15 protein-coding genes are annotated in these 17,694 nt (G+C 71.6%); 9 read left to right on the forward strand and 6 right to left on the reverse strand.

Going from position 1 to position 17,694, the window contains the following annotated elements:
- The first annotated feature begins 77 nt into the window (after positions 1-77).
- Entirely contained in the window at positions 78-2,075 is a 1,998-nt protein-coding gene (locus tag AB0C03_RS19360) for an acetoacetate--CoA ligase (RefSeq protein WP_357638169.1), read from the forward strand.
- 148 nt (positions 2,076-2,223) lie between these two features.
- On the opposite strand, the gene AB0C03_RS19365 is transcribed toward AB0C03_RS19360, so the two are convergent.
- On the reverse strand, positions 2,224-2,916 hold the full coding sequence (locus AB0C03_RS19365; protein WP_210867090.1) for a TIGR03089 family protein: 693 nt from the start codon (positions 2,914-2,916) through the stop codon (positions 2,224-2,226).
- A 154-nt stretch (positions 2,917-3,070) separates the two neighbouring features.
- Between AB0C03_RS19365 and AB0C03_RS19370 the strand changes: the two genes are divergently transcribed.
- Positions 3,071-4,216 carry a glycosyltransferase family 4 protein gene (locus tag AB0C03_RS19370; RefSeq protein WP_030338285.1) on the forward strand — a complete coding sequence of 382 codons (1,146 nt, stop codon included), beginning with the start codon at positions 3,071-3,073 and terminating at the stop codon, positions 4,214-4,216.
- Between the two features lie 63 nt (positions 4,217-4,279).
- Positions 4,280-5,371 (forward strand): mannose-1-phosphate guanylyltransferase, encoded by a 1,092-nt coding sequence (locus tag AB0C03_RS19375; protein WP_030338283.1) that lies wholly within the window; start codon positions 4,280-4,282, stop codon positions 5,369-5,371.
- Here AB0C03_RS19375 and AB0C03_RS19380 read toward each other — a convergent pair.
- On the reverse strand, positions 5,340-5,957 hold the full coding sequence (locus AB0C03_RS19380; protein WP_357638172.1) for an NUDIX hydrolase: 618 nt from the start codon (positions 5,955-5,957) through the stop codon (positions 5,340-5,342). The two genes, AB0C03_RS19375 and AB0C03_RS19380, sit on opposite strands and share 32 nt — an antisense overlap.
- 403 nt (positions 5,958-6,360) lie before the next feature.
- Between AB0C03_RS19380 and AB0C03_RS19385 the strand changes: the two genes are divergently transcribed.
- The gene (locus AB0C03_RS19385; protein WP_357638175.1) at positions 6,361-7,359 is read left to right on the forward strand and encodes an ArsR/SmtB family transcription factor; all 999 of its coding nucleotides are present in this window, start codon (positions 6,361-6,363) and stop codon (positions 7,357-7,359) included.
- A 180-nt stretch (positions 7,360-7,539) separates the two neighbouring features.
- On the opposite strand, the gene AB0C03_RS19390 is transcribed toward AB0C03_RS19385, so the two are convergent.
- Entirely contained in the window at positions 7,540-8,625 is a 1,086-nt protein-coding gene (locus tag AB0C03_RS19390) for a coenzyme F420-0:L-glutamate ligase (RefSeq protein WP_357638177.1), read from the reverse strand.
- The gene (gene cofD / locus AB0C03_RS19395; RefSeq protein WP_030338274.1) at positions 8,622-9,569 is read right to left on the reverse strand and encodes a 2-phospho-L-lactate transferase; all 948 of its coding nucleotides are present in this window, start codon (positions 9,567-9,569) and stop codon (positions 8,622-8,624) included. The genes AB0C03_RS19390 and cofD overlap by 4 nt, the downstream gene beginning before the upstream one ends.
- Before the next feature lie 98 nt (positions 9,570-9,667).
- Here cofD and AB0C03_RS19400 point away from each other — a divergent pair, with 98 nt between their 5' ends.
- The 4 genes from AB0C03_RS19400 to AB0C03_RS19415 all read left to right on the forward strand — a co-directional run bounded on the left by AB0C03_RS19400 (position 9,668) and on the right by AB0C03_RS19415 (position 14,964).
- Positions 9,668-10,660, forward strand: a complete 993-nt coding sequence (locus AB0C03_RS19400; RefSeq protein WP_357638179.1) for a hypothetical protein — start codon at positions 9,668-9,670, stop codon at positions 10,658-10,660.
- A 443-nt stretch (positions 10,661-11,103) separates the two neighbouring features.
- Positions 11,104-13,647 (forward strand): bifunctional FO biosynthesis protein CofGH, encoded by a 2,544-nt coding sequence (locus AB0C03_RS19405; protein WP_030338270.1) that lies wholly within the window; start codon positions 11,104-11,106, stop codon positions 13,645-13,647.
- Between the two features lie 270 nt (positions 13,648-13,917).
- Positions 13,918-14,154, forward strand: coding sequence for a phospholipase (locus AB0C03_RS19410; protein WP_247675714.1), 237 nt, complete (start codon positions 13,918-13,920; stop codon positions 14,152-14,154).
- Between the two features lie 552 nt (positions 14,155-14,706).
- The gene (locus tag AB0C03_RS19415; protein ID WP_007455784.1) at positions 14,707-14,964 is read left to right on the forward strand and encodes a WhiB family transcriptional regulator; all 258 of its coding nucleotides are present in this window, start codon (positions 14,707-14,709) and stop codon (positions 14,962-14,964) included.
- A gap of 70 nt (positions 14,965-15,034) precedes the next feature.
- On the opposite strand, the gene AB0C03_RS19420 is transcribed toward AB0C03_RS19415, so the two are convergent.
- Positions 15,035-15,484 (reverse strand): metallopeptidase family protein, encoded by a 450-nt coding sequence (locus AB0C03_RS19420; protein ID WP_030338265.1) that lies wholly within the window; start codon positions 15,482-15,484, stop codon positions 15,035-15,037.
- 153 nt (positions 15,485-15,637) lie between these two features.
- On the opposite strand from AB0C03_RS19420, the gene AB0C03_RS19425 reads away from it, so the two are divergent.
- Positions 15,638-16,006: a DUF3499 domain-containing protein gene (locus AB0C03_RS19425; RefSeq protein WP_030338263.1), complete on the forward strand. Its 369-nt coding sequence runs from the start codon at positions 15,638-15,640 to the stop codon at positions 16,004-16,006.
- Positions 16,007-16,158: 152 nt separating this feature from the next.
- Here the strand turns inward: AB0C03_RS19425 and AB0C03_RS19430 are convergent, their stop codons facing one another.
- On the reverse strand, positions 16,159-17,505 hold the full coding sequence (locus tag AB0C03_RS19430; protein WP_030338309.1) for an aspartate aminotransferase family protein: 1,347 nt from the start codon (positions 17,503-17,505) through the stop codon (positions 16,159-16,161).
- Positions 17,506-17,694 lie beyond the last annotated feature (189 nt).

Here is a 17,694-nt window from a genome sequence, read left to right on the forward strand (position 1 = left end):
ATGGCGCTTCGAGGTAGGGCAAGATGGCGCCACGGCCCAGTCACAGTGTCGTGTCGGGCCAGGGGGAGGGTGGACCAGTGGGTGACATGCTGTGGGCGCCGCCGGCGGACGTACGCGAGCGGTCCCGGATCGGCGCCTACCTGCGCTGGCTGCGGGAGCACCGCGGGTTGGACTTCGCCGACTACGACGCGTTGTGGCGCTGGTCCACCACCGATCTGGACGGGTTCTGGCGCTCGATCTGGGACCACTTCGAGGTGATCGCACACACCCCGCCGACCGCGACCCTGGGGCAGCGGGTGATGCCGGGCGCCCGTTGGTTCCCCGGCGCCACGCTCAACTACGCCGAGAACGTGCTGCGGATGCCGGGTCGGGGCGACGACGACCCGATGGTGATCTCCCACGGGCAGACGCGCCCGCCGGTCACGCTGACCGCCGGGGAGCTGCGCGAGCAGGTCCGCCGGGTGTCGGCCGGGCTGCGCCGGCTCGGCGTCACCGCCGGTGACCGGGTGGCGGCGTACGCCCCGAACATCGGCGAGACGTACGTCCTGCTGCTGGCCACCGCCAGCCTGGGCGCCATCTTCTCGTCCTGCGCCCCCGAGTTCGGCACCCGCAGCGTCACCGACCGCTGGCAGCAGATCGAACCGACGGTGCTGGTCGCCGTGGACGGGTACCGGTACGGCGACAAGCCGGTGGACCGCCGCGCCGAGGTGGCCGCGATCCGGGCCGCCCTGCCGTCACTGCGGCACACCGTCAGCATCGGCTACCTCGACCCGGCGGGCCCCGCGCCCGACGGTGCGCTGAGCTGGGCCGAGCTGGCCGCGCCCGTGGACGAGCCGTTGACGTTCACGCCGGTGCCGTTCGACCACCCGCTCTACGTGCTCTACTCCTCGGGCACCACCGGGTTGCCGAAGCCGATCGTGCACGGCCACGGCGGCATCCTGCTGGAGCACCTGAAGATGCTGGCCCTGCACCACGACCTGGGCCCGGCCGACCGGTTCTTCTGGTTCACCACCACCGGGTGGATGATGTGGAACTTCCTGGTCTCCGGGCCGGCGGTGGGCGCGAGCATCGTGCTCTTCGACGGCAACCCGGCGGTCCGCGCGGAGCCCGGCCGGCCGGCTGAGCCCGACCTCGGCGGGTTGTGGCGGATGGCGGCGGAGACCGGCACCACGTACTTCGGCACGTCCGCGCCGTACCTGCTGGCCTGCCGCAAGGCCGGGTTGGTCCCCCGAGACGTCGCCGACCTGTCGGCGGTACGCGGCGTGGGTTCCACTGGTGCGCCGCTGCCCGCCGAGGGCTTCCGCTGGGTGTACGAGACCGTCGGCGACCACCTCCAGCTCCAGTCGCTCTCCGGCGGCACCGACGTGTGCACGGGTTTCGTCGGCGGGGTGCCGCTGCTGCCGGTGTACGCCGGTGAGATCGCCTGCCGGGCGTTGGGCGCCAAGGTGGAGGCCCGTTCCGCCGACGGCACGCCGGTGATCGGCGAACTCGGCGAGCTGGTGATCACCGAACCGATGCCGAGCATGCCGGTGGGCTTCTGGAACGACACTGACGGCACCCGCTACGCGGAGGCGTACTTCGACGTCTACCCGGGCGTCTGGCGACACGGCGACTGGATCACCATCAACGAGCGGGGTGGGTGTGTGATCACCGGGCGTTCCGACGCCACCCTCAACCGCGGTGGGGTCCGGCTCGGCACCGCCGAGTTCTACTCCGTGGTCGAGGGGCTCGACGAGGTGCTCGACTCGGTCGTCGTGCACCTGGAGGACGATGAGGGCGGCGCCGGTGAGCTGCTGCTCTTCGTGGTGCTGGCCGACGGTCTGGAGTTGGACGACCCGATGCGCACGAAGATCTGCCGTGAACTGCGGACGGCGCTCTCACCCCGACACGTGCCCGACGAGATCCACCAGGTGCGGTCGGTGCCCCGGACGCTCTCGGCGAAGAAGCTGGAGGTGCCGGTCAAGAAGATCCTCACCGGCACCCCGGTCGACCAGGCGGCGGCCAAGGGCGCCCTGGTCAACCCCGAGTCGCTGACCGCCTTCGCCGCCCTGGCCCAACGCCGCCCCAAAGCCTGACCCGCCCCGCCCCGCCCCCACCCACCCTGCCCACCCACCCCGTCGATCTTGCACTTTCTGCTCCGACATAAGGGGCATTCAATGCATATCGACAACAGAAACTGCAGGATCGCGGTGGGGTGGGGTGGGGTGGGGTTGGGTGGGGAGGTTAGCTGGGGAGGGAGTGGGTGACTTTTTCCGCCGTGAGCCTGGGCGCCAGGCGGGCCGGGTCCGGGTTGGCGCAGAGGACAACGGTGGCGGCCCGGGTCAGGGGAGCCAGCAGCCAGTCGACCGGATCGGGGTGGCGGGTGGCGTCCACGAGGACCCGTGCGCCGGGCTCGATGCCCAACTCGGTGGCACGGACCTCGGCCCGGCTCAGCAGGTGCGCGTCGGTGGGGCCCGGACCGGACTGCGGCGTGAAGTGGTCGCCGTGTCCGCGCACCTCGACGACGTAGTCGGCGAACCCGGGCGGCACCTGCCGCAGCGGGGCGGCGAGCGGGGCCAGCCCGAGGGCGTACCGCTCGTCGGCCGACCACGACTGCGCCTCGTCGAACTGGTCCACGGCGGCGAAGAGCACGCCCACGTCACCCGGTGTGTCGACCACGCTCAGCTTGGCCGACCAGCACCCCAGCAGCACCGCAGCGGTCTGCCAGTGTGGCGGCAACAGCACACCGGCCGGGGTGCCCGGCGCGAGGCCCACCTCGTCGACGAGGAGGTTGGCGGTCTTCGCCACCCAGTTCGCCAGGGTGACGCCGGAGAGTTCGGTGCGGTCGCCGGTGGCGTCGTCGTACCAGGTGAGCAGCGGTCGGGTCGGGTCGGTCGCGATCGCGTCGGCGAACACCCGGGCAATGTTGTCGGCCATCGGCGCGAACGATACGCCAGTGCGGGCCGTACTCAATGACGATGACAAGTCGGCGTACCGTCGGGTCGCAGTCAGCGTCGGACCCGCGCCCCGGCGTAGGCTTGACCCCCGGAGTGTTGTTCCCCACAGACCCGCCAGTGCAAGGAGTCGCCCCGTGACCGCCGGTCGCCCGCCCCGCGTGCTCATCGACGCCACGAGTGTCCCCGCCGACCGTGGTGGTGTCGGTCGATACGTTGACGGTCTGCTCGGTGCCCTCGGCAAGGTGTGTGGGTCGGGGGTGGAACTGGCGGTGGTCAGTCTCCGCACCGACCTGGAGCGTTACACCCGCATGCTGCCCGGCGCGGAGATCATCCCCGCTCCGGCCGCCGTGGCGCACCGCCCGGCCCGGCTGGCCTGGGAGCAGACCGGCCTGCCGCTGCTCGCCCAGCAGGTGGGCGCACACGTGCTGCACTCGCCCTTCTACACCTGCCCGCTGCGGGCCGGGTGTCCGGTCACGGTCACCGTGCACGACGCGACGTTCTTCACCGAGCCGGAGCATTACGACAAGTCGCGCCGCACGTTCTTCCGCAGCGCCATCAAGACCTCGCTGCGCCGCGCCGACCGGGTGATCGTGCCCAGCAAGGCCACCCGCGACGAGCTGATCCGGCTGCTCGACGCCGACCCGACGCGGATCGACGTGGCCTACCACGGCGTCGACCAGGCGGCCTTCCACGCTCCCACCGAGGAGGAGAAGGCCCGCGTACGCGCCCGTCTGGGGTTGGGCAACAGCAGCTACGTCGCGTTCCTCGGTGCCAAGGAGCCACGGAAGAACGTGCCCAACCTGATCCGTGGGTGGGCGCGGGCGGTGGCTGACCGGGTCGACCCGCCGGCCCTGGTGATCGCCGGTGGGCAGGGGCACGACGACGACATCGACCGGGCGGTGGCCGAGGTGCCGTCGCACCTGCGTCTGCTGCGTCCCGGCTATCTGCGCTACGCCGACCTGCCGGGTTTCCTCGGTGGCGCGCTGGTCGCGGCGTACCCGTCCTACGGCGAGGGGTTCGGGCTGCCGATCCTGGAGGCGATGGCGTGCGCAGCCCCGGTGCTGACCACGCCCCGGCTCTCACTGCCCGAGGTGGGTGGCGACGCGGTCGCGTACACCTCGGAGGATCCGGAGCAGATCGGCATCGACCTGGCCGCTCTGCTCGACGACGAGCAGCGGCGGTTGTCGCTGGCGAAGGCGGGGGTCGACCGGGCCAAGGAATTCACCTGGGAGTCCAGCGCCGAGGTGCACATCGCCGCGTGGAGCCGCGCCCGCTCCTGACCCGCCGCGCCACTGCTGGTGACCCGGGCCACTTTGGGTAGGTACGTCGGGCATGATGTGCGGATGCTCTATGCGGTCATTCCGGCAGGTGGCAGCGGCACAAGGTTGTGGCCGTTGTCCCGTGCTGGCCATCCCAAGTTCCTCCACCCGCTCACTGGCACCAGCGCCTCGCTGCTCCAGGCGACAGTGGAACGGCTCGCGCCGCTGACCACACCGGATCGGACCCTTGTGGTCACCGGCGCCGCGCACGTCACGGCGGTGGCACGGCAGCTGACCGTTCTGCCGGAGGAGAACATCCTGGTCGAGCCCTCGCCCCGGGATTCCTGCGCGGCGATCGCGTTGGCCGCCGCGGTGATCGCGACGCGCGACCCGAACGCGGTGATGGGCAGCTTCGCCGCCGACCACCTGATCCGCGACCCGGACAGCTGGGTCTGCACGGTCCAGGAGGCGGTCCACGGGGCCGAGCAGGGCATGCTGATGACCGTCGGGATCACCCCGACCCGCGCGGAGACCGGCTACGGCTACCTGGAGACCGGTGACCCGACCGACGGTGTGCCGTGGCGGCCGGTGACCGAGTTCAAGGAGAAGCCGGCCGCCGAGGTCGCCGAGGCGTACGTCCGTTCGGGCCGGCACCTGTGGAACGCGAGCATGTTCGTGTGGCGGGTGGACGTCTTCCTCGCCGAGCTGGCCCGCCAGCAGCCGGCGCTGCACGCCGGCGTCGCCGCGATCGCCGCCGCCTGGGGCACACCGGAGCAGGACGACGTCCTGGGCGCGATCTGGCCGACGTTGCCGAAGATCTCCGTCGACTACGCGGTGATGGAGGGCGCGGCCACTGCCGGTCGGGTCGCGACGGTGCCGGGTGACTTCGGCTGGAACGACGTCGGTGACTTCCACACCCTGGGCGAGGTGTTGCCGGCCGACGAGGCGAACAACGTGGTGCTCGGCACGGAAGCCAAGCCGGGCGTGCTCCTGCGGGACAGCACCAACCTCGTGGTGGTGCCGCAGTCGGGCCGGCTGGTGGCCGTCCTCGGACTGCACGACCTGATCGTGGTGGACACCCCCGACGCGGTGCTCGTCTGCCCGCGCGACCGGGCGCAGGACGTCAAGGCCCTGGTCGACGAGCTCAAGGAGCGAGGCGAAGAGGGCTACGTCTGAGGGCTGCGAGGGCCGGCGCGACCATTTGCACGGTCCCGCCGGCCAGCGGCTCGGGCAGCTGGTCCGCCGGGAACCAGCCCAGCTCCTCGGCCTCGTCGCTGACCTGCTCCACCGCGTCGGGCGGGGCCAGCACGGCGAACCGGACGTCGTGGTGCGCCGAGCCGCCCTGACACTGCACCTGGTGCACGTCCACGTCGATCGGCACCGGGTCGATGCGCAGGCCGGCGATTCCGGACTCCTCGGTGGCCTCGCGCAGGGCCGCGGCGACGAGGGTCTCGTCGGTCGGCTCGCAGTGCCCGCCGAGCTGCACCCACCGCCCGAACTTGCCGTGCAGGCAGAGCAGCACCCGGGAGCCAGTGGAGTCCAGCACCAGCGTACTGGCGGTGATGTGCCCCGGACGGTGCTGCCGGCTCATGGCGACCGGACCGGCGGCGAGCAGGGCGAGGGTCCGGTCCCGCGCGCCGGCCGCGTCCGGGCTGGTCGGCTGCCAGCCCTCCAGCAACGCGGTGGCGTCGGCGTGCAGCGCCGCGTACGCCTCGGGGTTGGTCGGTTGAGCGGTCGGGCCGGTGATCACGGTGTCGGGCACCACGCCACTGTACGAGCGTCCACCCGATGGGCCGCTTCGGTGACCCCGCGACGCGTCGAATTCCTGGTGGCCGGCCGATCTCACGGCGCGGACGAGGACCATCGGTCGCGCGCTGTGGCGGCTGAGACGGCGTGGGGGCGGGATGACCGGACGGCACCTCTGCGGAGCAAGGGCCGCAGACCCTCGTGGTGCCGTCCGATCACCGGGGCCTCCCCGGTCCCGGTGCCTCGGCGGCGCGGGCGTCCAGGACGCGCGGCGCCATGTTCGGGCAGTGGAAGCATGCCGAACCGGCCCCGGGGGCGTCGAGGTTTTTCATTCCAGGCTTAAAGATGGAGATTACTGCCGTGCAGGTAGAGTCGAACGGTCACCCGGCATCCCCCTGCCGGCGACACGGGAGCGCTCCATGCTGAAGATCCACTTTTCTGGGGAGGACATCCTCCGGACCCGGGTGGCGCCGGCGGCGGACCCAGTCTGGGAACTGGTCCTCAGCCTGCACGTGCTGCGCGGCCGCACCCGCGATCCGCTGACGGCCAACTGGCGGCGCAGCGTGTCGTGGGCGCTGCGCCAGGACGCCGCCTCCGAGCAGCTCAGCCTGCTCTTCGCGCTGAACCCGCCGCGCGGTTACTTCCCCGACTTCCTCACCCCGTACGCCAGCGTCGAGGGCTTCGAGGCCGGGCTGGACGCGCTGCGCCGTACGCCCATCGAGATGCTGCACCGGGACCTGAGTGTGCTGGCCACCGAGAATCAGCTGCCCTCCTCGGCGACCGCGCTGGCCCGGGGTGAGGTGTCGGCGCTGCACCACCTGGCCGATTCGATGCAGCAGTACCGGTCACTGGCGATCAGCCCGTACTGGGGTCGGATCCAGGCCGCTGTGGCGGCGGACCGCGCGCGACGGGCCCGGGCATTGCTCGACGGCGGAGTCGAGGGCCTGCTCACCAGTTTCCGCCCGGCGATGCGCTGGGACAGTGGCGTGCTGGAGATCCGCAGCTACCCGCACAGCCGGGAACTGCACCTGGACGGCCGCGGGCTGCTGCTCGTGCCCTCGTTCTTCTGCGCGGCCATCCCGGTAGCACTGCTCGACCCGGCACTGCCACCGGTGCTGGTCTACCAGGTGGACCGGCTGGGCGGGCTGGTGACGACCGACGCCAACGGTGCGTTCGCGCCTGGTGCCGGCCGCGAATCGCTCGCCGCGCTGCTGGGTCGCACCAGGGCGGCGGTGTTGCAGGCCAGCGACGAAGGCTGCACCACCGGCGAGGTCGCCCGCCAGCTCAACATCTCACCGGCCGCGGCGAGCCAGCACGCCACTGTGCTGCGCAACGCTGGCCTGCTGGTCAGCCACCGGGAACGCAACAGTGTGCTGCACACGCTGACCCCGCTGGGCCGGGCCATGCTGGACGCGTGACCCGGCCGTCTCCAGCCGGCTGAGGCATTCGCCGGCATCGCAGCGCGCAGGCGGCGCTCGCTGAGCTACCGGGCGGGGGGGCGGCGCTCGCCAGGGCTACCGGGCGCAGACGGCGCTGGCCGGGCTACCGGGCGCAGGCGGCGCTGGCCGGGCTGCCGGACGAGGGCCGCGCCCGCCCTGCTACAGGGCGAGGGCGGCGCTCGCCGAGCTGCCGGGAGGTGGCGGCAACATCGTCGACCCGACGCCCTCGGCGGCCAGGGCGACGCGCAGTCGGTGCAGGTCGGCGCCGAAGCGGACCAGACCCATCGGCTCGACGGGGGTCGGGGCCGAGCCGAGCAGCAGGGCCGCGCCCTCCGGCCACCCGGGCATCTCGGCGACCAGACCAGCGCGTACCTCGGCCTCGTCGACCACTGTGAAGACCGTGCCGGGGGAGACCACCCCGGCGACCGCGTCGATGGCCCGTCGCACCGCGGTCAGGTCGGCTGGCATCGGACCGGGACCATCGGCGAGCGTGGCGGCGTCGGACAGCCCGGCGGCGCGGGCCTCGGCGGTGCCGAGCGAGAACAGGTCCTGTGCCGCGTCGCGGATCAGCGCCCGCGCGCCACCGGCGTCGTCCGGCTCGGTGGCGGGCAGGTAGCCCCGCACCACCGCGACCGGGACCTGATCACACTTACCCTTGATCAGCTCGCCGGCACCCGCCAACTCGTCCACCACGGCCATCTGGGTCAACTGCAACTCGTTGCCGTACGGGTCGACCTCGCCCCGGTGATCACGGATGGCCGGCATCCCGGCCACCCCGAGCGCCACGTCGGTGAGCCCGTTGCGCCAGGGCCGACCCATCGTGTCGCTGATGATCACCGCCAGGTCCAGGTCGTAGCGCTCCCGCAGCGCGTCCCGCAAGGCCCGCGCCGAGGCGTCCGGGTCGACCGGCAACAGCACCAGCCGGGTCTTGTCCACGTTCGACGCGTCGATCCCCGCCGAGGCCATCACGAAGCCGTGATGGGTCTGCACGATCCGGGTCGCCCCCCGACTGGCCACCACCCGGGCGGTCTCACCGGCCAGCACCTCGTCCCGGGCGGCCAGCCGTTCCGGTCCGTCCGCCGGCACGTCGACCAGTCGCCCCTCCGCCTTGGAAACGATCTTGCTGGTCACCACCAGCACGTCGCCGTTGCGCAGCCACGGCGCGGCGGTCGCGATCACCGCGGCCAGGTCGTCGCCCTCGGTCACGTGGCCGATGCCGAGCACCGGCAGAATCTCCAACCTCACGTCAACTCCACCGCGGCGCGGACCATGGCCGCCGTCGCCGCCTCGTCGGTCATCCGCAGCGGCACCGCGCGGACCGTCACCTCGGGCACCACAGTGCCCGCGTCCTCCTCGGCCACCAGCCAACCGTCGAGCAGACCGCCGCTGGCCCGGCCGCCGTAGAGGCGACCCACCCCCGCCGCGCTGCACTCGACACCGAGCACTGCCAGACAACGGTCGGCCATCCCCCGCACCGGCGCGCCGCCGATGATCGGGGAGACGCCCACCACCGGCGCCGGGCCGCCCGCCACGGCCTCCCGCAGCCCCGGTACGGCCAGCACCGGCGCGACACTCACCACCGGGTTGCTGGGTGCGATCAACACCACATCGGCCGAGGCGATCGCGTCCAGCACCCCGGGTGCCGGCTTCGCCGTCTCCGCGCCGACGAACACGAAACGGTGGGTGGGGATGTCGGCCCGGTACCGCACCCACCACTCCTGGAAGTGGATCGCCCGCTGCCCCTGGTCGTCCTCCACCACGGCGTGGGTCTCCAGCCGGTCGTCCGTCGCCGGCACCAGGCGCACGCCCGGCTCCCAGCGGCTGGCCAGCGCCTCGGTGACCGCGCTCAACGGGTAACCGCCGTTGAGCATCGTGCTGCGGACCAGGTGGGTGGCGATGTCCTTGTCGCCGAGGCCGAACCAGGTCGGCTGTGCCCCGTACGCGGCCAGCTCCTGCTTGACCGTCCAACTCTCGCCGACCCGACCCCAACCCCGCTCCGGGTCGGCACCCCCGCCGAGCGTGTACATGACGCTGTCCAGGTCAGGGCAGATCTTCAACCCGTGTAACCACAGGTCGTCGCCGACGTTGACCACGGCGGTCACCTCCGCGCCGACGTCACGGGCGTACGCCCGGACCCCGAGCAGGAACCGGGCGCCGCCGATGCCGCCGGCCAGAACCACGATGCGCATGTCGACCATCCTCGCGCACGTGACGCCTGCGATCCGTCGGTGGCCCGCGAGACTAGGCTCACGTGCGCCCTGTCCGTTCCTGCCCCGAGGGGGAGCTCGTGACCAGCCCCACCGAGCCCGCGTCCGCTGACGCGACACAGGCCCGTCAGCTGACCAAGCCACTGCGTGAGCTCGCCGCGCTCGCGCTGCTCGGCGCCAACGCCGTGTTCCTCTTCGTGGGCCTGCTCCGGTTGGTCGCCCCGAACGACTACAGCTCCTTCACCGACCGGGCGGGCAGCGCCTTCTACGCGTTCCTCGGGGTGGAGGGGGTGGCTCTGCCAGTGCTGGCGGTGCTGCTGGCCACGCACATCTCGCCGGTGCTGGCGAAGGCGAAGCTGATCACCCAGGCAGCCCTGATCGAGTACGCGGTCAGCGCCCTGTTCGGCACGCTGACCATGCTGATCTGGACGGTGGGTCGGCTGGCCGAGGCCGAGGTGCTCGACGCGCTGCTCGGTGTGCTCACCCGGTTCGCCTGGATGGTGATCTTCGCGATCGCCGCCTGGGTGGTCTACACGATCTGGCGCGCCCACTACTACGTGCCGCGACCCAAGCCGCAGCCGGGCGTCTACGGCCAGCCGCAGCCGGGCTGGCCGCAGCAGCAGGGCGGGTGGCCGGCTCCCGGTCAGCCCGGTGGCCAGCCGCAGGGCGGTTGGCCCGCTCCCGGTCAGTCGGCCGGTTACCCGCAGGCCGGCCCGTTCGGCCAGCCGTCGCCGCCGTTCCAGGCTCCGCAGTCGGCCCCGCCGCACCCGCAGTCCGCCCCGCCGTTCCCGGCCCCGCAGCACCCGCAGTCGGCACCGCCGTTTCCGGCCGCGCCGCAGTCAGCGCCGCCGGCCAGCCCGGCCCCGCAGTCGCCGTCCCCGGCCGCGCCCCCGTTCGGGCAGCCGCCGTCGGCCGACCCCACGCAGGCCATCCCGCGCCAGTTCGCCGACCCCACGCAGGCCATCCCGCGCAAGTCGGCCGACCCTACCGAGGTCATTTCCCACCCCACCGACCCGGACACCGACCGCACGCAGCACATCAAGCCCAACGACCACCCGGATCAACCCCGCTGACTTCACCCGACCAGCAGCCTTCGGACGGTTGGTAACGGGGCCCGGCTCACATTCGAGGGTCGCGGTCAGTCATCTCCGCCCCGTCGACCTCGGTATCGCGTCCGTCCGTCCGCCCGCCCGACCGCGCGGCCCCGCGGCCCCGGCCGACCGGGGCCGCGCGGGGCGGGGGAGCGGGCAGGCAACGTAGATCTTGGACACTTTCCGTTCCGAGCTGACGGAAACTGTCCAAGATTGCCAGCTGTGGGAAGCGAAGCGGCCTGGGGTGCGGTGACCGCCGGGTGCGGTGATCGCCCTGATCGACGAGGTCGGGTGGTTGACGGACGGCCGCCAGCGCGTTCAGCGACCTCCGGTCGCGGCAGGCGTGCCATGATCGTCCAGTGCCGTTTCCCACGGTGCGGGCCGGGACTGGTGGGGTGGCGCAGCGCTGCGCATAGGGTGAGTGGATGGTTGATCGCACCCAGTCCGTTCCCAGCGATGCGAGCGTTCGGCGGGCCCTGGGCCGGGCCGCGAACGGGCGGGCGCTGGACGTCGACGAGGCGACCGCGCTGCTGTCCGCCCGTGGTGCCGCGCTCGACGAGCTGCTCCGGTTGGCCGGTGGGATCCGCGACGCCGGGCTGCGCGACGCCGGGCGGCCGGGTGTGGTCACGTACTCCAAAAAGGTCTTCATTCCGCTGACCCGGCTGTGCCGGGACCGCTGCCACTACTGCACGTTCGCGACGGTGCCGCACCGCTTGCCGGCGCCGTTCCTGGACCGGGACGAGGTGCTGGCCATCGCCCGGGCCGGTGCCGAGCAGGGCTGCAAGGAGGCGCTGTTCACCCTGGGTGACCGGCCGGAGGAACGGTGGCCGGCGGCCCGGACCTGGTTGGACGAACGCGGTTACGACTCGACCCTGGACTACCTGCGCGCCTGCGCGGTGGCGGTGCTGGAGGAAACCGGCCTGCTGCCGCACCTCAACCCGGGGGTGCTGTCCTGGTCGGAGTTGCAGCGGCTCAAGCCGGTCGCGCCGAGCATGGGCATGATGTTGGAGACGACGGCGACCCGGCTCTGGTCCGAGCCGGGCGGTCCGCACTTCGGCTCACCGGACAAGGAACCGGCGGTCCGGTTGCGGGTGCTCGAGGACGCCGGCCGGGTGGGGGTGCCGTTCACCACCGGCATCCTGATCGGCATCGGGGAGACCCCGGCGGAGCGGGTGGACGCGCTCTTCGCGATCCGTCGCGCCCACCGGGAGTACGGCCACCTCCAGGAGGTGATCGTGCAGAACTTCCGCGCCAAGCCGGACACGGCGATGCGTGGCATGCCCGACGCGGAGCTGCACGATCTGGCCGCCACGGTGGCGGTGGCGCGGTTGCTGCTCGGCCCGAAGGCCCGCATCCAGGCCCCGCCGAACCTCATCGCCGGCGAGTACGACCTGCTGCTGCGTGCCGGCATCGACGACTGGGGCGGCGTCTCGCCGCTCACCCCGGACCACGTCAACCCGGAGCGTCCGTGGCCGCAGATCGAGGAGTTGGCCCGGCACAGCGAGCTGGCCGGGTTCACGTTGCGGGAGCGGTTGACCATCTACCCCGAGTACGTGCGCGCGGGCGACCCGTGGCTCGACCCGCGCCTGCTGCCGCACGTGAGCGCGCTGGCCGACCCGGCCACCGGCATGGCCGTCGAGTCGGCGATGCCGCAGGGCCGGCCCTGGCAGGAGCCGGAGGAGACGTTCGGCGGCCGGACCGACCTGCACGCCACCATCGACACCACGGGCCGCACCGATGACCGGCGGGGTGACTTCGACAGCGTCTACGGCGACTGGGCCGAGGTGGCCGACAAGGTCACCCCGGAGGCGGCGGCGCGTCGGGCGGGCGTACCCCCGGTGGCGGCCGGCGGTGGTGCGGACCGTGACCTGGCGGCGGGGCTCCGGCTCGCGGTTGACGACCCGGCGGCGCTGCTCGAACCCGCCAACACCGACGCGGCGCTGGCGTTGTTCGCGGCGGACGGGCCAGCGCTCGACGAGTTGTGCCGCCTCGCCGACGACGTGCGCCGCGACGCGGTCGGCGACGACGTGACCTACGTGGTCAACCGCAACATCAACTTCAGCAACGTCTGCTACGTGGGCTGCCGCTTCTGCGCCTTCGCCCAGCGCGAGCGGGACGCCGACGCGTACCGGCTCTCCGTCGAGCAGGTCGCGGACCGGGCCGAGCAGGCGTGGGCGGCCGGTGCCAGCGAGGTGTGCCTGCAGGGCGGCATCGACCCGAAGATGCCGGTGACCGGGTACGCCGACATCGTGCGCGCCATCAAGGCCCGGGTGCCGGAGATGCACGTGCACGCGTTCTCCCCGATGGAGATCGTCACCGCCGCCGCGAAGGCCGGCGTGCCGGTTCGCGAGTGGCTGCTCCAGCTCCGCGAGGCCGGGCTGGACACCATCCCCGGCACCGCCGCCGAGATCCTCGACGACGACGTGCGCTGGGTGCTCACCAAGGGCAAACTCCCGGCCGCCGCCTGGGTCGAGGTGGTGAGCACCGCACACGAGCTGGGCATCCGGTCCAGCTCCACGATGATGTACGGCCACGTCGACCACCCCGGGCAGTGGCTGGCGCACTTCCGGGTGCTGGCCGGGGTGCAGGACCGTACCGGCGGGTTCACCGAGTTCGTGGCGCTGCCGTTCGTGCACACCAATGCTCCGATCTATCTGGCGGGTATCGCCCGACCGGGGCCGACCTGGCGGGAGAACCGGGTGGTGCACGCCATGTCCCGGTTGCTGCTGCACGGCCGGATCGACAACATCCAGTGCTCCTGGGTGAAGCTGGGTGACGAGGGCACTGTCGCGATGCTCCAGGGTGGCTGCAACGACCTCGGCGGCACGCTGATGGAGGAGACGATCTCCCGGATGGCCGGCTCCGACAACGGGTCGGCGCGTACCGAGGAGCAGTTGCGGGCCATCGCGAAGGCCGCCGGTCGCCCGGCGCGCAAGCGGTCGACCGCGTACGGTCACGCCCGGCCCTGACGTCGAACCTTTCCCCGCCGCCGGCCGTACCACGCGGTGCCGGTGGCGGTCACGGCGAGGACCGCCACCGGTGTCCCCTCAGGGGCCCGGCGGTGTCGCGAGGCGGCGTCGGACCCGTCCCTCTCCGCGGGCGCGTTCGCGCCACGCCGGAAAGGCTGCCCATGACCAGTGATCAGCGGAAGCGGCAGCGACTGACCCGCCGGCAGACGTTGACCGCCGACTGGTTCAACAACCCGTCGGCGGCGTCCTGACCGCGCAGGGGGCGGGCGGATGCACGAGCACGCGTACGGGCCGTCGGAGACCGGGAGTGTCGTCCTGGATATGGGCGGCGACACCGGTGCCCTGATCATCTACACGGGTCGGGATCTGCGGGGGCGGGAGATCGAGATCAGTCGCGACGACGACCGGCGGGTCCACTCGGCGGTGCGCGAGCGCAAGGTGCGGGACGGCTCGTTCCACAGTGCGGTCTATCCCGGTCTGCCGAGCGGGATCTATACCGTCTGGTGAGACAACCGTACGTCCGCCGGCACGATTTCTGTCCATGGTGGAGAGATAGCTGAATTCGCCTGGCCGAGCAGCGGTTTTGGTGCAACTGACTGATCTCGACGAATCGGTTCTACCGCCGCGCCCCGTCCACATCATGGACGGGGCGCGAGTGCTGTCTGCGGCTCGACAGGCAGTCTGTGCCGCGTCGCGTTAACCTGTCTCCCACCAAGATCAGCTTAGCGTTGGAGGTCTCCGGTGCCGTCCGGCCGGCGACTCGTCGGGAAAGCGCCACGGGAGAAAAGTCGGGCAACTCGCCGGAGAGGGCGTTACTCGGCCGGGGTCTGAATCGATAGGGCAGGTTGCGAGGCTGGACGGCCCGAGTGGGTCGGCCGAGGGTGTCGGGAGGGCGACTCCATTATCAAGTTTGGCTTGACGGCGCACGCATTACACGCGTGTAATTTGAATGGGGTTGTTCGCACGGAACGCAACAAAACGGGACCGGACGGACAAGCACGCCTTTCGCGTGGGGGGTTGCAGCGGCGATGACGCCGGTGCGCGACAAGGAGGCATTTGATGGACGGCCAGCTTGAGGTGGCCGACCTGCTCGGAAACGCGCCGGAGTGGCAGGAGCGGGCGTTGTGCTCGCAGACCGACCCCGAGGCGTTCTTTCCCGAGAAGGGCGGCTCGACCCGCGAGGCGAAGCGGATCTGTTCGCGTTGCGAGGTCAAGACCGAGTGCCTTGAATACGCTCTGGGTCACGACGAGCGGTTCGGAATCTGGGGTGGGCTCTCCGAGCGGGAGCGGCGCAAGTTGAAGCGGCGGGCCGCCTGACCGGTCTCAGGTCGGGGCGGTGTGAGGTCGAGGCGGTGGGGGCCGCCCGACTCTCCGCTCGGAGGTCGGCTCAGGCGAGCTCGTCCGGGTCCACCCCGAGCAGGTTCGCCACCTGTTCGATGATCACGTCATGGACGAGATCGGCGAGGTCCTCGCGGTCCATCGCCCGGAACTCCAGGGGCCGTCGGTACAGCACGATCCGCGGCGGCATCTCCTGCCGGCCCGGGCGACCGGGCAGCAGCCGGGCCAGCGGGACCTCGCCGTCCTCCAGCACATCCGAGTCGTAGACGTTCAGGTCCGGCGGGACGTCCTCGACCGCGAACTCAACACCCGCCAGCTCCTTGGCGAACCGACGCTCCAACGTCTCGACGGTGTCCAGAACCAGGTCGTCGAAGACCTCGGCCTTGGTCCGTGCCAGCGGCACGGTGGCCGGGACCAGCCGCCCGCGCAGGCCGCGCCCGTGCCGGTCCCGATGCGCACGCCGGCCCGAGCCGGGGCGGCGGTGTTCCGGGCTCGTCATGAGGCAAAGGGTAGCGCCCGTGTCGGGCTGGCCAGCGGCAGCGCCGATCCTGTGGCGCGGCGCGCCCAGGACGGTCGACTGTGATCACCATGACGGGCGTGTCGCAACGCGAACCGATGCGCCGGACCCGGTAATGGAGATACCCTGCCGCACGTGAGGTCACCACGGCGCTGCTCCCGTAACGGCTGCCCCCGGCAAGCGGTCGCCACATTGACCTATGTCTACAACGAGTCGACAGCGGTGGTGGGGCCACTGGCGGCGTTCGCCGAGCCACACACGTACGACCTGTGTGAGCCGCACGCCCGCAGCCTCACCGCCCCGCGGGGCTGGGACGTCGTCCGGCACGAGGGCGAGTTCGAGCCGCCGCCGCCCACCACTGACGACCTGGTCGCGTTGGCCGAAGCGGTCCGCGAAGCCGCCCGCCCGGCCCCCCGCCCTCCGGAGCCGGACCAGCACCACTCGGAGAACCCCCACCAGACCGGCCGCCGAGGCCACCTCCGAGTAATCCCCCCCAACCACTAACCCCCGGCCCCCGACCCTTCCCGGCCCCCCCGCGCCGCCCGGCCCCCGCCGTTCCCGGCGTTGATCAAGAGGTTTCGGTCATGGTCTGGCGCGTTCTTGACGCAAACCTCTTGATCAACACGGTCTGGGGTGGGTGGGGTGGGTGGGTGGGGTTAGAGCTTGGTCCAGGCTTGGGTTAGGACTGTGCGGAGGATCTGTTCGATCTCGTCGAAGTGCTGCTGCTCGGCGATCAGAGGCGGGGCCAACTGGATGACGGGGTCGCCCCGGTCGTCGGCCCGGCAGTAGAGGCCCGCCTGGAACAGGGCGGTGGAGAGGAAGCCGCGCAGCAGGCGCTCCGACTCGGCCTCGTTGAAGGTCTCCCGGGTGGTCTTGTCCTTGACCAGTTCGATGCCGTAGAAGTAGCCGTCGCCGCGGACGTCGCCGACGATCGGCAGGTCGTACAGCTTCTCCAGGGTGGCCCGGAAGGCGGCCTCGTTGGCGCGTACGTGCCCGACCAGGTCTTCGCGGGCGAAGACCTCCAGGTTGGCCAGGGCCACCGCGCAGGAGACCGGGTGTCCACCGAAGGTCACCCCGTGGGCGAACATGCCGGTCTCGGTGAGGAACGGCTCCATCAGCCGGTCGCTGGCGATCATCGCGCCGAGCGGGGCGTAGCCGGAGGTGATGCCCTTGGCGGTGGTGATGATGTCCGGCTGGTAGCCGTAGCGCACCGCGCCGAAGTATTCACCCAACCGGCCCCACGAGCAGATCACCTCGTCCGAGACGAGCAGCACGTCGTACGCGTCGCAGATCTCCCGTACCCGGTCGAAGTAGCCGGGAGGGGGTGGGAAGCACCCGCCGGAGTTCTGCACGGGCTCGAGGAAGACCGCGGCGACAGTGTCCGGCCCCTCTCGCTCGATGGCCCGACCGATCTCGTCGGCGGCCCAACGGCCGAACGCCTCGGGGTCGTCGCCGTGCTCGGGCGCCCGGTAGTAGTTCGTGTTCGGCACCTTGATCGCGCCCGGCACCAGTGGCTCGAAGTCGCTCTTGATGCCGGGCAGGCCGGTGATCGACAGGGCGCCCATGGAGGTGCCGTGGTAGGCGATGTAGCGGCTGATCACCTTGTACTTGTTGGGCTTGCCGGTGCGCTTGAAGTAGGCGCGGGCCAGCTTCCACGCCGCCTCGACGGCCTCGGAGCCCCCGGTGGTGAAGAAGATCCGGTTGAGGTCGCCGGGGGTGAGCGCGGCGATCCGCTCGGCCAGCTCGACGGCCTTCGGGTGGGCGTACGACCAGAGCGGGAAGTAGGCCAGCTCGCCGGCCTGCTTGGCGGCAGCCTCCGCCAACTCGGTGCGGCCGTGGCCGGCGTTGACCACGAAGAGCCCGGCGAGCCCGTCGAGGTAGCGGCGGCCCTGCGCGTCCCACACGTACGCACCCTCGCCGCGCACGATGGTCGGCACCTCACCGGCGGAGTAGCTCGCCATCCGGGTGAAGTGCATCCAGAGGTGGTCGGTGGCGTTGGCCATGTCAGCCCCATCGGTCATCGGGCCGGTCAACGGGGTGAGGCCGGCCGCTCTGCCAACGGTTATCGCACAGTCTCACGCTACGAAGCAAGTGTTATCGGCGGTATCACCGTCCGTTGGCGACGGATTCAGCGCGCTGACGTCATGGATGCAACGGAATTCGTACTGCTGCTGGCCGGTTCGTCGGCGGTC

Origin of the sequence: Micromonospora parva, assembly GCF_040649675.1 — a bacterium.
GTDB classification, from domain to species: domain Bacteria; phylum Actinomycetota; class Actinomycetes; order Mycobacteriales; family Micromonosporaceae; genus Micromonospora; species Micromonospora parva.